The sequence below is a fragment of the Achromobacter sp. AONIH1 genome (assembly GCF_002902905.1).
GTDB lineage: Bacteria > Pseudomonadota > Gammaproteobacteria > Burkholderiales > Burkholderiaceae_B > Achromobacter.
Map to the genome: position 1 here is coordinate 63,799 of NZ_CP026124.1, position 15,295 is coordinate 79,093.

Genomic DNA, 15,295 nt, shown 5'->3' on the forward strand with positions numbered 1-15,295 from the left:
CAGGATCTCCTCTTACAGGCGCAGATCGGATTCGGCGGGCGAGAGCACGTACTTCAGGTCGTACAGGATGTGCTCGGGCTTGCCCAGCTTGCGGATCTCGGCCGCGCCCATGTCGGCGAACTGACGATGCGCCACGGCCAGGATCACGGCGTCGTACTTGCCGGCTTCCGGCTTGGCCACCGGCGTGATGCCGTATTCATGCACGGCTTCCTGCGGATCGACCCACGGATCGTACACATCCACGTCCACGTTGTAGTCGCCCAGTTCCTTCACGATGTCGACGATGCGGGTATTGCGCAGATCCGGGCAGTTTTCCTTGAAGGTCAGGCCCATCACCAGCACGCGCGCGCCCTGCACATGGATGCGGCGCTTGGTCATGGCCTTGACCAGCTGCGACACCACATAGCCGCCCATGGAGTCGTTCAGGCGACGACCCGCGAGGATGATCTCGGGGTGGTAGCCGATGGACTGCGCCTTGTGCGTCAGGTAGTAGGGATCCACGCCGATGCAGTGGCCGCCCACCAGGCCCGGACGGAACGGCAGGAAGTTCCACTTGGTGCCGGCGGCCTTGAGCACGGCCTCGGTGTCGATGCCCATCTTGTTGAAGATCAGGGCCAGCTCGTTGATCAGCGCGATGTTCACGTCGCGCTGGGTGTTCTCGATGACCTTGGCGGCCTCGGCCACGCGGATGCTGGACGCCTTGTGCGTGCCGGCGGTGATGATCTGCTTGTACAGCTGGTCGACCAGCTCGGCCACTTCAGGGGTGGAACCGGACGTGACTTTCTTGATCGTGCTGACGCGGTGATCCTTGTCGCCCGGGTTGATGCGCTCGGGGCTGTAGCCGGCGTAGAAGTCCACGTTGAACTTCAGGCCCGACACGCGCTCCAGCACCGGCACGCAATCCTCTTCGGTGGCGCCCGGATAGACGGTGGATTCGTAGATCACGATGTCGCCGCGCTTGAGCACGGCGCCGATGGTCTCACTGGCCTTGACCAGCGGCGTCAGGTCGGGCTGCTTGTATTCGTCGATCGGCGTGGGCACGGTGACGATGAAGACGTTGGCCTGGCCCAGCTCGGCGCGGTCGGCCGTGTAGCTCAGTTGCCCGGCTTCGGCCAGCTCGGCATCGCTGACTTCCAGCGTGTGGTCGTGACCGGCCTTCAGGGCGTCGATGCGGCGCGCGTTGATATCGAAGCCGATGACGGAACGCTTCTTGCCGAACTCGACTGCCAGCGGCAGGCCGACATAGCCCAGGCCGACGACGGCGAGCTTCACATCCTGAATACGCAGCATAACTCTCCCTTGGCCATGAAAAGGACATGGCACTTCAAAGACGGTGAAACAATGAGTGTGTTGAGCAATCGGGTTTCCCGGACAAACGCGTCCAGGACCTCAAAGCCTCAATGGGTTTTCAATACCGAAGGCAGCAGCAGCCAACCCGGCCGGCGCCAGGACACCAGGCGCGCATACAGCCAGATGTAGACGCCGGCGAAGACCAGCAGGCTCGCGCCCAGCGCCCAGGCGTTGTCCCACCAGATGGTGGCGGGCACCAGACCGATCAAGGCCAGCACCCACATGTAGGGCGAGGCCAGCGCATTGCACAGCGCCGGCACCGCATGACGGCGGCCGCGGCTGAAGGTCACGCGCACCAGGCGACGGAACACCAGCTGGTGCAGGTGCAGCGCGTCGGGCTGGTCCACCGGCACGCCGCGTTTGAAGCGGCGGCGCCAGATCGAGAAACCGGTTTCGAATACGGGATAGAACAGCACCGCCAGGGCATAGAACGGCGACACCGATGGATTGCGCACCACCAGCAGCACCGCCAGCTCGGCCAGCATGAAGCCCAGGAAGTACGCGCCGCCGTCGCCCAGGAAGACCCGGCCGAACGGAAAGTTCCAGACCAGGAAGCCCAGCGTGGCCGACGCCAGCGCGGCGGCGATCATGAAGATCGGCATGTCGCCCACCTGCAAGGCCACCAGGCTGATGGACACCGCCATCAGAGTGGCGACCATGCCGGCCAGACCGTTCATGCCGTCGACGATGTTCAGCGCATGGGTACAGCCGCCCACGGCGAACATGGTGAAGACCAGGGATACCGGCCAGAACGACAGCACATAGTCGACCGGCGCCATGCCGACGCGGCTCACGCCGCCCAGCAGCCACCAGGCGATGGCGGCGGAACCGAACGCCGCCAGCAGGCGCTTGCTGGCGCCGATGTCCTTGGTGATGTCTTCGAGCAGGCCCGCGACGAACACGGGCAACGCGGCCACGAACAGCGCCGGCCACAGCCAGGTCAGCGTCATGTTGCTCGGACCCAGCACCAGCAGGCCCGCCAGCGTGCCGGCCAGCACCGCCAGCCCGCCCACGCGCGGCGTGGCGCGGGAATGGTTCGCTTGCGGCTTGTTGAGATCGCTGTCGCCGGTGAAGGCGCCATGCCAGCGCTCCGACACCACGATGAGTCCCCCCACCATGAACGCGACCACGCAGATGTACAGCCAGGTCACAGAGTCACCTCAGGTTGGTCTATCGAGACAAGCCCGCCATTATCCGGGGCAGGTGTAACGCTCATATATGGCAGCAATAAGGAAGTGCAAATCACCGGGACAGAACGTAACACCCGGCGCCAGGCCACCCATCCGCGTCCGATCCGATCGACAGGGCGGTCGGATACGGCGAAACCGCGGCATTGCGGCGACACAATCATCATCGGGTAATTGTAGAGCTTTCCGCCCCGGCGCATGCGAAATCTCCAAGGGAAAACGCGAATATCGATCAGTGGCTGCGACCTGACGTTTTGCTGTCGGGCCGAGCCTCACCCATAAAATTAGGGACGAATCTCGCGGGAATAAAAAAAAGCCCGAGATCGTGAGATCTCGGGCTAAATCCACCAAAGGAGGAGGGTGGAGGAGACAACCGTGGCATGTTGGGCGGCTTTCGCTCGACTTGGCATCCGGGGTTTGCACCGCGCCGTCTGCGTTTCAACATCCGATGAAATGCATAGTACCGATCTTTTTTGTGCGATGCAAGAATTATTTTTAAGCCTGGAATGGCGAGCGTCGGGCGTTGTGAATTAGCAGCAAGGTTCGACCTGGCGCTGCGCAAACCCGCATGAATCAACGATCTACCCAAACGCCGGGTTTTTGCTTAACGGGTTAACCCCTTTCGGGCATACCCTGGTGCATTTCGGGTAATCCCCGATCGAATTTTGCACCAAATCAGCGCCCAGGCACCATTGTGCGGCATTTTTTGCGCACCGCAACAAACGCCGTTCGGATTGCCGCCGTGCATGGCGGCAATCCGATACCGCTCAGATCCAGTATGCCGTCGTGGTCATGATCTTGGACATGGCGCGCATGGCGCCGCGCACCGGCGCGGGCAGCGGCACGCCTCCAGCGGCTTCCGCGCTGGCGCGGTGATGCGCCTCGTCTTCCTTCATCTTGCGCACGATCTGGCGCGAGCGCTCGTCCTGCGGCGGCAAGGTCTGCAGGTGGCCATCGAGGTGGGCTTCGACCTGCCGCTCGGTTTCGGCCATGAAACCCAGGTTGCGCGGCACGCCGGCATAGCTGGCAACCACGCCCAGGGCGAATGAGCCTGCATACCAGACGGGATTCAACAGACTGGGCCGGCTGCCCAGTTCGCTCAGGCGCTGATTGCACCAGACCAGGTGATCGACCTCTTCGGCCGCCGCTTCCAGCAACAGGGCACGGGCGGCGGGTTCGCGGCAGACCGACGCCTGGCCGCGATACAGCGCCTGGGCGCAGACCTCGCCCACGTGGTTCACCCGCATCAGCCCTGCCGCGTGGCGTTTTTCCTTGTCGGACAGCGCAGTGGGCAGTTCTTCGGCGCTGGCCGGGTTTGGCCGGCCAGCGGTGGCGTTGCCAGACAGCACCCGCAGCGCTCGGTCCGCCTCGGCCAGCAGCGCGTCCAGCGGGCCGGAACGACGCGAAAACAACGGGAAGGGGGCAGCGGGCATGAGCAACTCCTGGAAATCCGGTCGAACGCCCCTGACGCGGGGCGGGACTCTCGTGCTGGGGATTGTACGCAACGGGTATCATCAGCCATTGACTGCGCTCAAGCTCAAGGACACACGCACATGGAATGCACGATCGACTGGGGCGGCCCTTCGGGCATGCTCTTCACCGCCAGCACCGGCAGCGGCCACGTGGCCGTGATGGACGGCGCCGTGGATGGCGGCGGCCACAATCTGGCGCCCCGCCCCATGGAAATGCTGCTGGCCGGCACGGGCGGCTGCACCGCCTACGACGTGGTCCTGATCCTCAAGCGCGGCCGGCACGCTGTGAGCGGCTGCAGCGTCAAGCTCCAGGCCGAACGCGCCGACGCCGATCCCAAGGTCTTCACCCGCATCCACTTCGCCTTCACCGTGACCGGCCGCGACCTGCCCCGCGCCGCGGTCGAGCGCGCGGTGCAGCTGTCGCACGAGAAATACTGCTCGGCCTCAGCCATGCTGGAAAAGACCGCCGAGCTGACCTTCTCGGTCGATATCGTCGACACCCGGGAAGCCGCGGCCGCCTGAGGCCCGCCGTGGCCCTGCCCGCCGGCATGGTGTAATTCAGCCTCCGCACCGTTTATTTTTACCGTCCCGCCGCGACGCGCTCGCGGCGGGACGTCATGCGCCGCCCTGCCCGACAGGATGGCGCCAGGGACCGCCATGAAACAATACCTGGACCTCGTTCAATCCATCCTCGACACCGGCTCGTGGCAGGAGAACCGGACCGGCATACGCACCCTGAGCATGCCCGGGGCCTCGCTGCGCTTCGACCTGCAACAGGGCTTCCCGGCGGTCACCACCAAGAAACTGGCGTTCAAGTCCGCCATCGGCGAGCTGGTGGGCTTCCTGCGCGCCACGCGCAGCGCGGCCGAGTTCCGCGAGCTGGGCTGCAAGGTCTGGGACCAGAATGCCAATGAAAATGCCCAGTGGCTGGCCAATCCCTATCGCGAAGGCCCGGACGACCTGGGTCCGGTGTACGGCGTCCAATGGCGCCAGTGGCCAGCCTACAAGGTGCTCGACGCCGGTCGTCCGGCGCAGATCGCCGACGCCCTGGCGCGCGGCTATGCCAAGGTCGCGGACCTGGACGAAGGCGGCACTCCCAAGGTGCTGCTCTACAAGGCCGTCGACCAGCTGCGCCAGTGCCTGGACACGATCCATGAGCGCCCCGGCGACCGCCGCATCCTGTTCCACGGCTGGAACTGGGCCCAGATCGAGGAAATGGCGCTGCCGCCCTGCCACCTGCTCTATCAGTTCCTGCCGAACGCCAGCACGCGCGAGATCTCGCTGTGCCTGTACATCCGCTCCAACGACGTCGGCCTGGGCACGCCCTTCAACCTGACCGAGGGCGCGGCGCTGCTGCACCTGGTCGGCCGGCTGACGGGCTACACGCCGCGCTGGTTCACGTATTTCATCGGCGACGCGCACATCTACGAGAATCACTTGCCGATGCTGCGCGAACAACTGAGCCGCACGCCCTTCGAGGCCCCCCGCCTGGTGCTGTCGGACCGCATCCCCGACTTCGCGGCCACTGGCCGCTACGAGCCGGAATGGCTGGAGCGGGTCGAGCCGGGCGATTTCACGCTGGAAGGCTATACGCACCACGCGCCGCTCACGGCGCCGATGGCTGTCTAGGCCCCCCCCGAGCGCTGCGCGCTTCCCCCCAAGGGGGGGCGCCGCCGCGGACCGGCAAAGCCGGCTCCGCGCGGCCCCGATAGTGTGAGGCCTTGCCGAATTGACGGTTGTCGCCATGGCGCAGGCTCCTGGCCGGGCGTCCGAATGGCGCGGGGCCGAGCGCGCCGCGCTTGGGCAAGCGCAAGCGGGGCGAAGCTGGGCCGCATCGTGGCCGCGCGAAGTGAAGATTGGTGAGCTTCTGAAAGCCCGTTTTCTGTATAACCCATCCCTTAGCCCCGGACGCGCGTCCAGCATGGCACGCGCCCCGTTGCTGCCGAACGGCCCCTGCTGCGCCGTGCCCGTCGCTCGCCGCGCGACCGGGCGACATCCGGCCTCGCCGGTCGCCCTCGTTGCCCGGCCGCAGCCCCCCGCCCAAAGTAAAGAAAGAGAGTACGTGAATCCCCAGCGTCGACAGCAAGGATTGCCCTGCGGGCTATTTGCAACTGTTGACTACGAATTGATGTGAATTGAGGCCGGCGCGGCGGCGGTATGCGCCCAGGACAGGACCCCAAAAATGCTCGTTGGAACATATAACCCTTCGCTCGTCCTCGTATCCCTAGGGGTCGCCGTCCTGGCGTCGTACACAGCGTTGGGCATGGCGAACCGCGTGCGCGCGGCCAACGGCCTGCCGGCGGCGCGGTACTGGTTGTCGGGCGGCGCGTTCGCGATGGGGATCGGCATCTGGGCCATGCATTTCGTCGGCATGCTGGCCTTCAGCCTGCCCATCGACATGGGCTACGACATTCCCCTGACGCTGCTGTCCCTGGCCATCGCCATCGGCTGCTCGGCATTCGCCTTGTGGACGGTGTGCCGCGACGAGCTGTCGCGGCGCCGCCTGGCGGTCGGCGCCCTGCTCATGGGCGCGGGCATCGCGGCGATGCACTACGTGGGCATGGCCGCGATGCGCATGCAGCCCGGCATCGTCTATCACAGAGGCTGGTTCGCGCTGTCCATCCTGATCGCCGTGGCAGCGTCGGGCGCGGCGCTGTGGATCACCTACCGGCTGCGCCACGACGGGCCGCGCATGGCGTTTTTACGGCCGCTGGCGTCGGTGGCGATGGGGCTGGCCATCGTCGGCATGCACTACACCGGCATGCAGGCCGCGGGCTTTCCGGACGACAGCGTCTGCCTGGCCTCCAATGGCGGCCTGTCGGCTGGCTGGCTGGCCATCGCCGTCACCGCCGTGACCCTGAGCGTGCTGGGCATTGCGCTGATCGTGGCGGTGCTGGACAACCGGCTGGAAGCTCGCACCTCGGCCCTGGCGTCGTCGCTGGCCGAAGCCAACGAAGAACTGGTGCAGCTGGCCCTGCACGACACGCTCACCAAGCTGCCCAACCGCATTCTGCTCGAAGACCGCATGGAGCAGGCCATCGAAAGCGCCAGCCGGCGCAAGGGCTATTTCGCGGTGCTGTTCTTCGACCTGGACGGTTTCAAGGCGGTCAACGACGCCTACGGCCACCATACCGGCGACGCGCTGCTCATCGACCTGGCGCAACGCATCCGCCAGACTCTGCGCACCCAGGACACCGTTGCGCGACTGGGCGGCGACGAATTCATCGTCCTGAGCGAAGTGGGCGAACCGACCGACGCCGCCAGCGTGGCCGACCGCCTGATCAACGCCATCGCGCGGCCCGTGACGGTCTACGGCCACGAAGTGCTGGTGACATCCAGCGTGGGCATCGCCATCTATCCCAACGACGGCGAGGACACCCACGCGCTGCTGACCAACGCCGACGCCGCCATGTATCACGCCAAGCGCCTGGGCGGCACCGGCTACAGCTTCTTCGAGCCGTCGATGAACGCCGACGCGCACGAACAGATCGAGCTGCTGCACGACCTGCGGCTGGCGCAGGAGCGCGGCCAGTTCGTGCTGCACTACCAGCCCAAATATGAAGCGCCGGCCGGCCCGATCATCGGCGCCGAGGCGCTGTTGCGCTGGAACCACCCCACGCGCGGCCTGGTCGGCCCGGACCTGTTCATTCCCACGGCGGAAAAGACCGGCCTGATCCTGTCGATCGGCGACTGGGTCATCAACGAAGCCTGCCGCCAGATGCGCGAATGGATCGACGCGGGCCAGAGCCACTGGACTATCGCCGTGAACATCTCGGCGCTGCAGTTCGCGCATGCCAGCCTGGTCGAGACGGTGCGCGGCGCGCTCGCCCGGCACAACGTGCCGCCGTCCTGCCTGACGCTGGAAGTGACCGAATCGACGGCCATGCGTGACGCCGAGGCCAGCCTGGCGGTGCTCAAGCGCCTGTCCGGCCTGGGCGTGACCATTTCCATCGACGACTTCGGCACCGGCTATTCGAGCCTGCTGTACCTGAAGCGCCTGCCGGCCACCGAGCTGAAGATCGACCGCGGCTTCGTGAACCAGTTGGAGAACGACAACGAGGATGCGGCCATCGTGTCCGCCATCGTCGCCCTGGCGCAGCAGCTGAACCTGCGCATCGTGGCCGAAGGCGTCGAGACCACCGCACAACAGAAGTTCCTGACCGGCCTGGGCTGCGATTCGCTGCAGGGTTTCCTGCTGGGCAAGCCCATGCCGGCCACCGAGTTCCTCGAACACGCGAATGGATGAGGCCCCCCCGAGGCGCCTGCGGCGCCTTCCCCCAGGGGCGCCGCGTGCGGACCGGCGAAGCCGGCTCCGCAGCGGCCCCGCTGCGGGCCGCCTACGATGGGTGGTGAGTGTGCCTTGTTGAGAGAATCGGGCGCGGGGGGCGTTGAGGGTTCGCGCGCGTCGGCGCGCGCGGATTTGCTACGCTTACGGCAGTGCGCGCTTGCCGCGCCGTCCTTGAACTTCGCCATAGCGTCCGCATGACTCCCAGCCTGACCCTGATCGTCGCCTATTCCGACAACCGCGCCATCGGGCGCGACAATGCCCTGCCCTGGCGGCTGCCGGGGGATCTGGCGCATTTCAAGCGCAGCACGCTGGGTCATCCCATCATCATGGGCCGCAAGACCTGGGATTCTCTGGGGCGGCCGCTGCCGGGGCGCGCCAATATCGTCGTCAGCCGCAATCCGGATTTCGCGCCGGAAGGCGCCATCGTGGTGGCGTCGCTGGAAGCGGCGGCGCGGGCTTGCGGGGATGTGGCCGAGGCCTTCGTCATCGGCGGCGCGCAGATCTATGCGCAGGCCCTGCCGCTGGCGCGCCGCGTGCTGGCCACCGAGGTGCATGCCCGGGTCGAGGGCGATGCCTTCTTCCCATTGCTGCCGGCCTTCCAATGGAAGGAAACGGCGCGCGAGCGGCAGCCGGCCGAGAACGGCTACGAATACGACTTCGTGACCTACGAGCGCGCCTGAGCGGGCGCGCCTCGGGAGCCGACCCTCAGGCCGCGCCCGCGTTGCGCATGAAGCGCCACAGCGCCGGCGCTTCCGAGTACGCGACGTTGAAGCGCACCCAGGGCGTGTCGGCCTCGTCGGCCTCGAAGTAGGAACCCGGCGCCAGCCAGATGCCGTCCTTCAAGGCCATCTCGGCCAGCCCGTTGGCGCCGCACCCGCGCCATTGCCCCGCCACTTTCGCCCACAGGAACAGGCCCGCCTGTGGCCGCGTGTGGATGTCGAAGCCATGCGCGTCCATCAGCCCTGCCACGGCGGCATGCGCCTGTTCCAGCCGCTCCCGCGTGCGCGCGATGTGGGCGCGGTAGCGGCCCTCGCGGATCACCTGGTGCACGATGCGCTCCATGATCTCGGGCGAGGTCAGACCCACGGCCATCTTGGTGCGCGCGATGTCGCGCACCAGGTCGCGGTGCGCCACCACATAGCCCACCCGCACCGACGGGCTGATCACCTTGGAGTAGCCGCCCAGGTAGACCACGCGGCAACCGCCGTCCAGCGCCGCCAGCATGGGCGTGACGCCGGGCGCCAGCTCGCGCGAGATATCGTCCTCCACCACCCAGAGACCGTGCCGCTCGGCCGTCTGCAGGATGCGGAAGGCGTTGGCCATGCCGATGCTGGCGCCGGACGGATTCTGCAGCGCCGTATTGATGAACAGGGCGCGCGGCCGGTGCTGGGCCGCCACGCGCTCCAGCGCCTCGCAATCCAGTCCGTCGGCATGGCGCGGCACCGGCACCACGCGCAAGCCCGCCAGCCGCAGCATCTGCAGCAGGTTGGCGTAGGCCGGCTGTTCCACCACCACCGTATCGCCGTGGCGCAGCAGGGTGCGGATCACCATGTCCAGGCCGTGCGACACGCCCTGGGTCAAGAGGACCTGCGACACCTCCACTTCCATGCCCTGCGCGCTGAGGCTGGCGGCGATGGTCTCGCGCAGCGGCGCGTAGCCATAGGGATGGCCGTAGTTGGCGATGCGCATGGCCGGCACCCGGCCCAGGTGGCGCAGGGCCACATGCAGCCCTTCCTCGTTCAGCCATTCCCCCGGCAGCCAGCCACAGCCGGACTTGATGGGGATGGAATGGTCCGCGAAGATGTCCGACACCAGCCAGCCGGCGTTCAGGCGCGGCGGCTCCCAGGACGGCGTCTCGCCCCGGCGCGCGGGCGCGTCCGGCGAAGCGACGCGGTAGCCCGCTCCGGGCCGGGCCGCCAGCCAGCCCAGCGACACCAGCCGGCTGTAGGCGCTGGCCACCGTGAAAGTGCTGATCTCGTACTGGCGCGCGAGCTCCCGCACCGAGGGTAGGGACATACCCGGACGCAGCACCTGCTGCTCGATGGCGCGCAACACGGCGGCAACCAGCTGCTCGACCAGGGTCGGCCCCTGGCCGCGCGCGCGCTGGGGCTGGAAATCGATCATCGCCAAAACTGTACAGTTGTCATGGTTGGAACTATACAGTTAGGGCGCTTTGCACGGATCGTATATTTTCAATCCCGGCCGGACATACCAGAATCATCCGCAATCCCGCCGCCCGCGCCTTGCAGGCCCCGCGGTTTTCCTTACCCAGGAGTCGCCATGAACGCCCGCGCCCAGCTTCCCGACCTGTCCCATCTGTGGATGCCCTTCACCGCCAACAAGCAGTTCAAGGCGCAACCGCGCCTGCTGGCCGGCGCCAAGGGCATGTACTACACCTCGGCCGACGGCCGCCAGATCCTGGACGGCACCGCGGGCCTGTGGTGCGTGAACGCCGGCCATTGCCGCGAGGAAATCGTGTCGGCCATCGCCAAGCAGGCCGGCGAGATGGACTACGCGCCCGGCTTCCAGCTGGGCCACCCGCTGGCCTTCGAGGCCGCCACGGCCGTCGCCGGCCTGATGCCGGCCGGCCTGGACCGCGTGTTCTTCACCAACTCGGGCTCCGAGTCGGTGGACACCGCGCTCAAGATCGCCCTGGCCTACCACCGCGCCCGTGGCGAAGGCCAGCGCACCCGCCTGATCGGCCGCGAGCGCGGCTATCACGGAGTGGGCTTCGGCGGCATCTCGGTGGGCGGCATCTCGCCCAACCGCAAGACCTTCTCCGGCGCCCTGCTGCCGGCGGTGGACCATCTGCCGCACACCCACAACCTGGAAAAGAACGCCTATTCCAAGGGCCAGCCGGCCTGGGGCGCGCACCTGGCCGAAGAACTCGAACGCATCATCGCGCTGCATGACGCGTCCACCATCGCCGCCGTGATCGTCGAGCCCATGGCCGGCTCCACCGGCGTGCTGGTGCCGCCCGTGGGCTACCTGGAAAAACTGCGTGAAATCACCGCCAAGCACGGCATCCTGCTGATCTTCGACGAGGTCATCACCGCCTACGGCCGCCTGGGCGAAGCCACCGCCGCACATTACTTCGGCGTCACGCCGGACCTGATCACCATGGCCAAGGGCGTGAGCAACGCCGCCATTCCGGCCGGCGCGGTCGCCGTCAAGCGCGAGGTGCATGACGCCATCGTCAACGGCCCGCAGGGCGGCATCGAGTTCTTCCACGGCTACACCTATTCGGCGCACCCGCTGGCCGCCGCCGCCATCCTGGCGACGCTGGACATCTATCGACGCGACGACCTGTTCGGCCGCGCCCGCAAGCTGTCCGGCGCCTTCCAGGAAGCCGCGCATTCGCTCAAGGGCGCGCCGCACGTCATCGACGTGCGCAACATCGGCCTGGTGGCCGGCATCGAACTGGCCCCGCGCGCCGGCGCGCCCGGCGCGCGCGCTTCGGAAGTGTTCCAGAAGTGCTTCGACAGCGGCCTCATGGTCCGCTACACCGGCGATATCATCGCCGTCTCGCCGCCCCTGATCATCGACGAGGCCCAGATCGGCCAGATCTTCGACCAGATCGGCAAGGTCCTGAAAGAGGTCGCGTAAGGCGCTTGCGCGCGCTACTGTCCCGACCTGAACCGCGGGCGGCCTGAAAGGCCGCCCTCGGGCATTTTGAAGAAACCCGCTTCGAGCTTTGCATCCATGAAGAAGATCCCGCATTTCATCAACGGCCAGTCCTACGAGGGCCGCAGCAGCCGCTACGCCGACGGCTTCAATCCCGCCACCGGCGAAGTCGTGTCCTCGATTCCGCTGGCCTCCAATGAAGACGTGGCGCTGGCCGTCAGCGCCGCCAAGGCCGCCTTCCCCGCCTGGGCCGAAACGCCGCCGCTCAAGCGCGCCCGCATCCTCTTCAACTTCAAGGCGCTGCTGGACAAGCATCAGGACGAGCTGGCCGAGCTCATCACCCGCGAACACGGCAAGGTCTTCTCCGACGCCAAGGGCGAGGTCACGCGCGGCATCGAAGTGGTGGAGTTCGCCTGCGGCATTCCCCATCTGCTCAAGGGCCAGTACACCGACCAGATCGGCGGCGGCATCGACAACTGGAGCATGCGCCAGCCGCTGGGCGTGGTGGCCGGCATCACGCCGTTCAACTTCCCCATCATGGTGCCGTGCTGGATGTTCCCGGTGGCTATCGCCTGCGGCAACACCTTCGTGCTCAAGCCCTCTGAACGCGATCCCTCGGCCTCGCTGCGCCTGGCCGAACTGCTGCGCGAGGCCGGCCTGCCGGACGGCGTGTTCAACGTGGTGCATGGCGACAAGCAGGCGGTGGACGCGCTGATCGCGCATCCCGACGTCGAGGCCCTGTCCTTCGTGGGATCGACGCCGATCGCCGAGTACATCTATTCGGAAGGCACCCGCCGCGGCAAGCGTGTGCAGGCCCTGGGCGGCGCCAAGAACCACATGGTGGTCATGCCCGACGCCGACCTGGACCAGGTCACCGACGCGCTGATGGGCGCGGCCTACGGCTCGGCCGGCGAGCGCTGCATGGCCATCTCGGTGGCGGTCGCCGTCGGCGACGTGGCCGACAAGGTGATCGAGCGCCTGACGCCGCGCGTCAAGGCGCTGGTGGTCAAGGACGGCATGCAAGGCGACGCGGAAATGGGTCCGCTGGTCACCTCGCAGCATCGCAACAAGGTCGTGGGCTACATCGAGGACGGCGTCGCCTCGGGCGCCACGCTGGTGGTCGACGGCCGCAGCCTGACGGTGCCGGGCAACGAAAAAGGCTTCTTCCTGGGCGGCACGCTGTTCGACCACGTCAAGCCCGCCATGAACATCTATCGCGAAGAGATCTTCGGGCCGGTGCTGTGCGTGGTGCGCGTGCCCGATTTCGCCTCGGCGGTGGCACTGATCAACGCGCATGAATTCGGCAACGGCGTGGCCTGCTTCACCTCCGACGGCGGCGTGGCGCGCGCCTTCGCGCGCCAGATCAAGGTCGGCATGGTCGGCATCAACGTGCCCATCCCCGTGCCCATGGCCTGGCATTCGTTCGGCGGCTGGAAGCGCTCGCTGTTCGGCGACCACCATGCCTACGGCGAGGAAGGCATCCGCTTCTACTCGCGCTACAAGAGCGTGATGCAGCGCTGGCCCGACAGCATCGGCAAGGGCGCTGAATTCACGATGCCTGTGGCTGGGTGAGGGTCCCCCCCGAAGCGCTTGCGCGCTTCCCCCCAGGGGGCGTCGCTACGGACCGGCAAAGCCGGCTCCGTGCGACCCCGCTTGGGGCGGCCTTGCCAAACAGTGACACCCAATTTCAAGGTAATGGCATTGCGCCCTTTTGCAGCATTGCGGATGACGCAAGGCCAATGTCACAAGCACTGAAACACGCGCGGGGATAAGCACAGCATAGTGTCCCGCGGCGTCCGGACATCCGTATCACAAGGGGATTTTGATGCGTATCGGGATAGGCGGCTTTCAGCATGAGACGAACACGTTCGCGCCGTCGCGCGCGGCGTGGGAGGATTTCGCGGACAAGGGCGGCGGCTGGCCTCGGCTGGTCAGCGGGCCGGCCATGTTCCAGGCGGTGGCCGGCGCCAACATACCGGTGGCCGGCTTCATCGAGGCGATGGGCGCGCATACGCTGCTGCCCGCCACCTGGGCCGCGGCCAGTCCGTCGGGACCGGTCACGCGCGACGCCTACGAGAGCATCAGCGCGCTGATCCTGCAGGGGCTGTCGGCCGCGATGCCGCTGGACGGGGTCTACCTTGATCTGCACGGCGCGATGGTGGCCGAGCACCTGGACGACGGCGAAGGCGAGCTGCTGCGGCGCGTGCGTGAACGGGTCGGACCCGACGTGCCCGTCGTCGCCAGCCTGGACCTGCATGCCAACATGACCCGCGAGATGCTGCGCCACGCCGACGCGCTGGTCTGCTATCGCACCTATCCGCACATCGACATGGCCGAGACCGGGCAACGCGCGGCCGCGCTGCTCGCGGCGCGGCTGCACGGCGCGCCGCGCGCCTGTAGCGCCCTGCGCCAGCTGCCGTATCTGATTCCGCTGTGCTGGCAGTCCACCGACATCGAGCCCGCGCGCGGCCTGTACCAGCGCCTGGCGGAGATTGAGGCGCGCAGCGGCGCCAGCCTGTCGTTCGCCACGGGTTTTCCCGCTGCGGACTTTCCCGAATGCCTGCCCGCCGTGTGGGCGCACGCCGCCACGCAGGCGCAGGCCGACGCGGCCGCGAGCGAAATGGAACGCGCGGTGCTGGCGGCCGAATCCGCTTTCGGCGGCACGCTGCATGACGCCGACGAGGCCGTGCAGACCGCCATGCGCATGGCGCGCGATGCGTCGCGCCCGGTCGTCATCGCCGACGCGCAGGACAATCCCGGCGCGGGCGGCAGCTCCGACACCACCGGCGTGCTGCGCGCGCTGATTCGCCACGGCGCGCGCGATGCCGCCATCGGCCTGATCGTCGATCCGGCCGCGGCGCTGGCCGCGCATCACGCGGGCGCGGGCAACACGCTGCGGATTGCATTGGGTGGACACTCGGGTATTCCCGACGATGCGCCGCTGGAAGCCGAATTCCTGGTCGAAAAAACGTCCGACGGCCGCTTCGACACGCATGGCGCGTTCTACCGCGGCTTCCATATGGACCTGGGGCCCAGCGCCTGCCTGAGCCTGGGCGGCGTGCGCATCGTGGTGGCCTCGAACAAGGTGCAGATGGCCGACCAGGAGATGTTCCGCTTTGCCGGCGTGGATCCCGCGCGCGCCGCGATCCTGGTGGTGAAAAGTTCGGCGCACTTCCGCGCCGACTTCACGTCCATCGCCCATGCCATCCTGGTCTGCGCGGCGCCTGGATCCATGCTGATGGACGCGGCAAAACAACCATGGACACGGCTGCGTCCCGGCATCAGAATGGCACCTTGCGGGCCGGCGTTTTCCAGCCGGCCAGGCAATGCCTGACCCTCTCGCGCCGCCATGCGGGCGACGCGCCAACGACGTA

The 15,295-nt window shown here is 67.3% G+C and carries 11 protein-coding genes; 7 read left to right on the forward strand and 4 right to left on the reverse strand.

All coding sequences use genetic code 11. From position 1 onward, the window contains the following. Window positions 1-12 precede the first annotated feature (12 nt). The 3 genes from tviB to coq7 all read right to left on the reverse strand — a co-directional run bounded on the left by tviB (window position 13) and on the right by coq7 (window position 3,970). Window positions 13-1,290, reverse strand: a complete 1,278-nt coding sequence (gene tviB / locus C2U31_RS00280; RefSeq protein ID WP_103271098.1) for a Vi polysaccharide biosynthesis UDP-N-acetylglucosamine C-6 dehydrogenase TviB — start codon at window positions 1,288-1,290, stop codon at window positions 13-15. Between the two features lie 107 nt (window positions 1,291-1,397). Further along, window positions 1,398-2,501: a glycosyltransferase gene (locus C2U31_RS00285; protein ID WP_103271099.1), complete on the reverse strand. Its 1,104-nt coding sequence runs from the start codon at window positions 2,499-2,501 to the stop codon at window positions 1,398-1,400. A gap of 803 nt (window positions 2,502-3,304) precedes the next feature. Beyond that, window positions 3,305-3,970, reverse strand: coding sequence for a 2-polyprenyl-3-methyl-6-methoxy-1,4-benzoquinone monooxygenase (coq7, locus tag C2U31_RS00290; RefSeq protein ID WP_103271100.1), 666 nt, complete (start codon window positions 3,968-3,970; stop codon window positions 3,305-3,307). A gap of 120 nt (window positions 3,971-4,090) precedes the next feature. On the opposite strand from coq7, the gene C2U31_RS00295 reads away from it, so the two are divergent. The 4 genes from C2U31_RS00295 (at window position 4,091) to C2U31_RS00310 (ending at window position 8,977) form a co-directional block, all read left to right on the forward strand. Continuing rightward, window positions 4,091-4,531 carry an OsmC family protein gene (locus C2U31_RS00295; RefSeq protein ID WP_103271101.1) on the forward strand — a complete coding sequence of 147 codons (441 nt, stop codon included), beginning with the start codon at window positions 4,091-4,093 and terminating at the stop codon, window positions 4,529-4,531. A 135-nt stretch (window positions 4,532-4,666) separates the two neighbouring features. Then, the gene (locus C2U31_RS00300) at window positions 4,667-5,638 is read left to right on the forward strand and encodes a thymidylate synthase (protein ID WP_103271102.1); all 972 of its coding nucleotides are present in this window, start codon (window positions 4,667-4,669) and stop codon (window positions 5,636-5,638) included. 553 nt (window positions 5,639-6,191) lie between these two features. Continuing rightward, window positions 6,192-8,255, forward strand: coding sequence for a bifunctional diguanylate cyclase/phosphodiesterase (locus C2U31_RS00305; protein WP_103271103.1), 2,064 nt, complete (start codon window positions 6,192-6,194; stop codon window positions 8,253-8,255). Between the two features lie 236 nt (window positions 8,256-8,491). Beyond that, window positions 8,492-8,977, forward strand: a complete 486-nt coding sequence (locus tag C2U31_RS00310; protein WP_103271104.1) for a dihydrofolate reductase — start codon at window positions 8,492-8,494, stop codon at window positions 8,975-8,977. A gap of 25 nt (window positions 8,978-9,002) precedes the next feature. Here the strand turns inward: C2U31_RS00310 and C2U31_RS00315 are convergent, their stop codons facing one another. Next, entirely contained in the window at window positions 9,003-10,421 is a 1,419-nt protein-coding gene (locus C2U31_RS00315; RefSeq protein ID WP_103271105.1) for a PLP-dependent aminotransferase family protein, read from the reverse strand. A 156-nt stretch (window positions 10,422-10,577) separates the two neighbouring features. Here C2U31_RS00315 and C2U31_RS00320 point away from each other — a divergent pair, with 156 nt between their 5' ends. From C2U31_RS00320 to C2U31_RS00330, 3 genes are all read left to right on the forward strand, one after another. Beyond that, the gene (locus C2U31_RS00320) at window positions 10,578-11,903 is read left to right on the forward strand and encodes an aspartate aminotransferase family protein (RefSeq protein WP_199770929.1); all 1,326 of its coding nucleotides are present in this window, start codon (window positions 10,578-10,580) and stop codon (window positions 11,901-11,903) included. A gap of 96 nt (window positions 11,904-11,999) precedes the next feature. After that, window positions 12,000-13,493, forward strand: coding sequence for a CoA-acylating methylmalonate-semialdehyde dehydrogenase (locus tag C2U31_RS00325; RefSeq protein WP_103271106.1), 1,494 nt, complete (start codon window positions 12,000-12,002; stop codon window positions 13,491-13,493). 253 nt (window positions 13,494-13,746) lie between these two features. Further along, window positions 13,747-15,255 (forward strand): M81 family metallopeptidase, encoded by a 1,509-nt coding sequence (locus tag C2U31_RS00330; RefSeq protein WP_103271107.1) that lies wholly within the window; start codon window positions 13,747-13,749, stop codon window positions 15,253-15,255. The last annotated feature ends 40 nt before the right edge of the window (window positions 15,256-15,295 follow it).

What these genes read in the sequence shown, in the direction of transcription:
- tviB (WP_103271098.1), bottom strand. Translation starts at nt 1,290, where the DNA reads ATGCTGCGTATTCAGGATGTGAAGCTCGCCGTCGTCGGCCTGGGCTAT.
- coq7 (WP_103271100.1), bottom strand. Translation starts at nt 3,970, where the DNA reads ATGCCCGCTGCCCCCTTCCCGTTGTTTTCGCGTCGTTCCGGCCCGCTG.
- C2U31_RS00295 (WP_103271101.1), top strand. Translation starts at nt 4,091, where the DNA reads ATGGAATGCACGATCGACTGGGGCGGCCCTTCGGGCATGCTCTTCACC.
- C2U31_RS00300 (WP_103271102.1), top strand. Translation starts at nt 4,667, where the DNA reads ATGAAACAATACCTGGACCTCGTTCAATCCATCCTCGACACCGGCTCG.
- C2U31_RS00305 (WP_103271103.1), top strand. Translation starts at nt 6,192, where the DNA reads ATGCTCGTTGGAACATATAACCCTTCGCTCGTCCTCGTATCCCTAGGG.
- C2U31_RS00310 (WP_103271104.1), top strand. Translation starts at nt 8,492, where the DNA reads ATGACTCCCAGCCTGACCCTGATCGTCGCCTATTCCGACAACCGCGCC.
- C2U31_RS00315 (WP_103271105.1), bottom strand. Translation starts at nt 10,421, where the DNA reads ATGATCGATTTCCAGCCCCAGCGCGCGCGCGGCCAGGGGCCGACCCTG.
- C2U31_RS00320 (WP_199770929.1), top strand. Translation starts at nt 10,578, where the DNA reads ATGAACGCCCGCGCCCAGCTTCCCGACCTGTCCCATCTGTGGATGCCC.
- C2U31_RS00325 (WP_103271106.1), top strand. Translation starts at nt 12,000, where the DNA reads ATGAAGAAGATCCCGCATTTCATCAACGGCCAGTCCTACGAGGGCCGC.
- C2U31_RS00330 (WP_103271107.1), top strand. Translation starts at nt 13,747, where the DNA reads ATGCGTATCGGGATAGGCGGCTTTCAGCATGAGACGAACACGTTCGCG.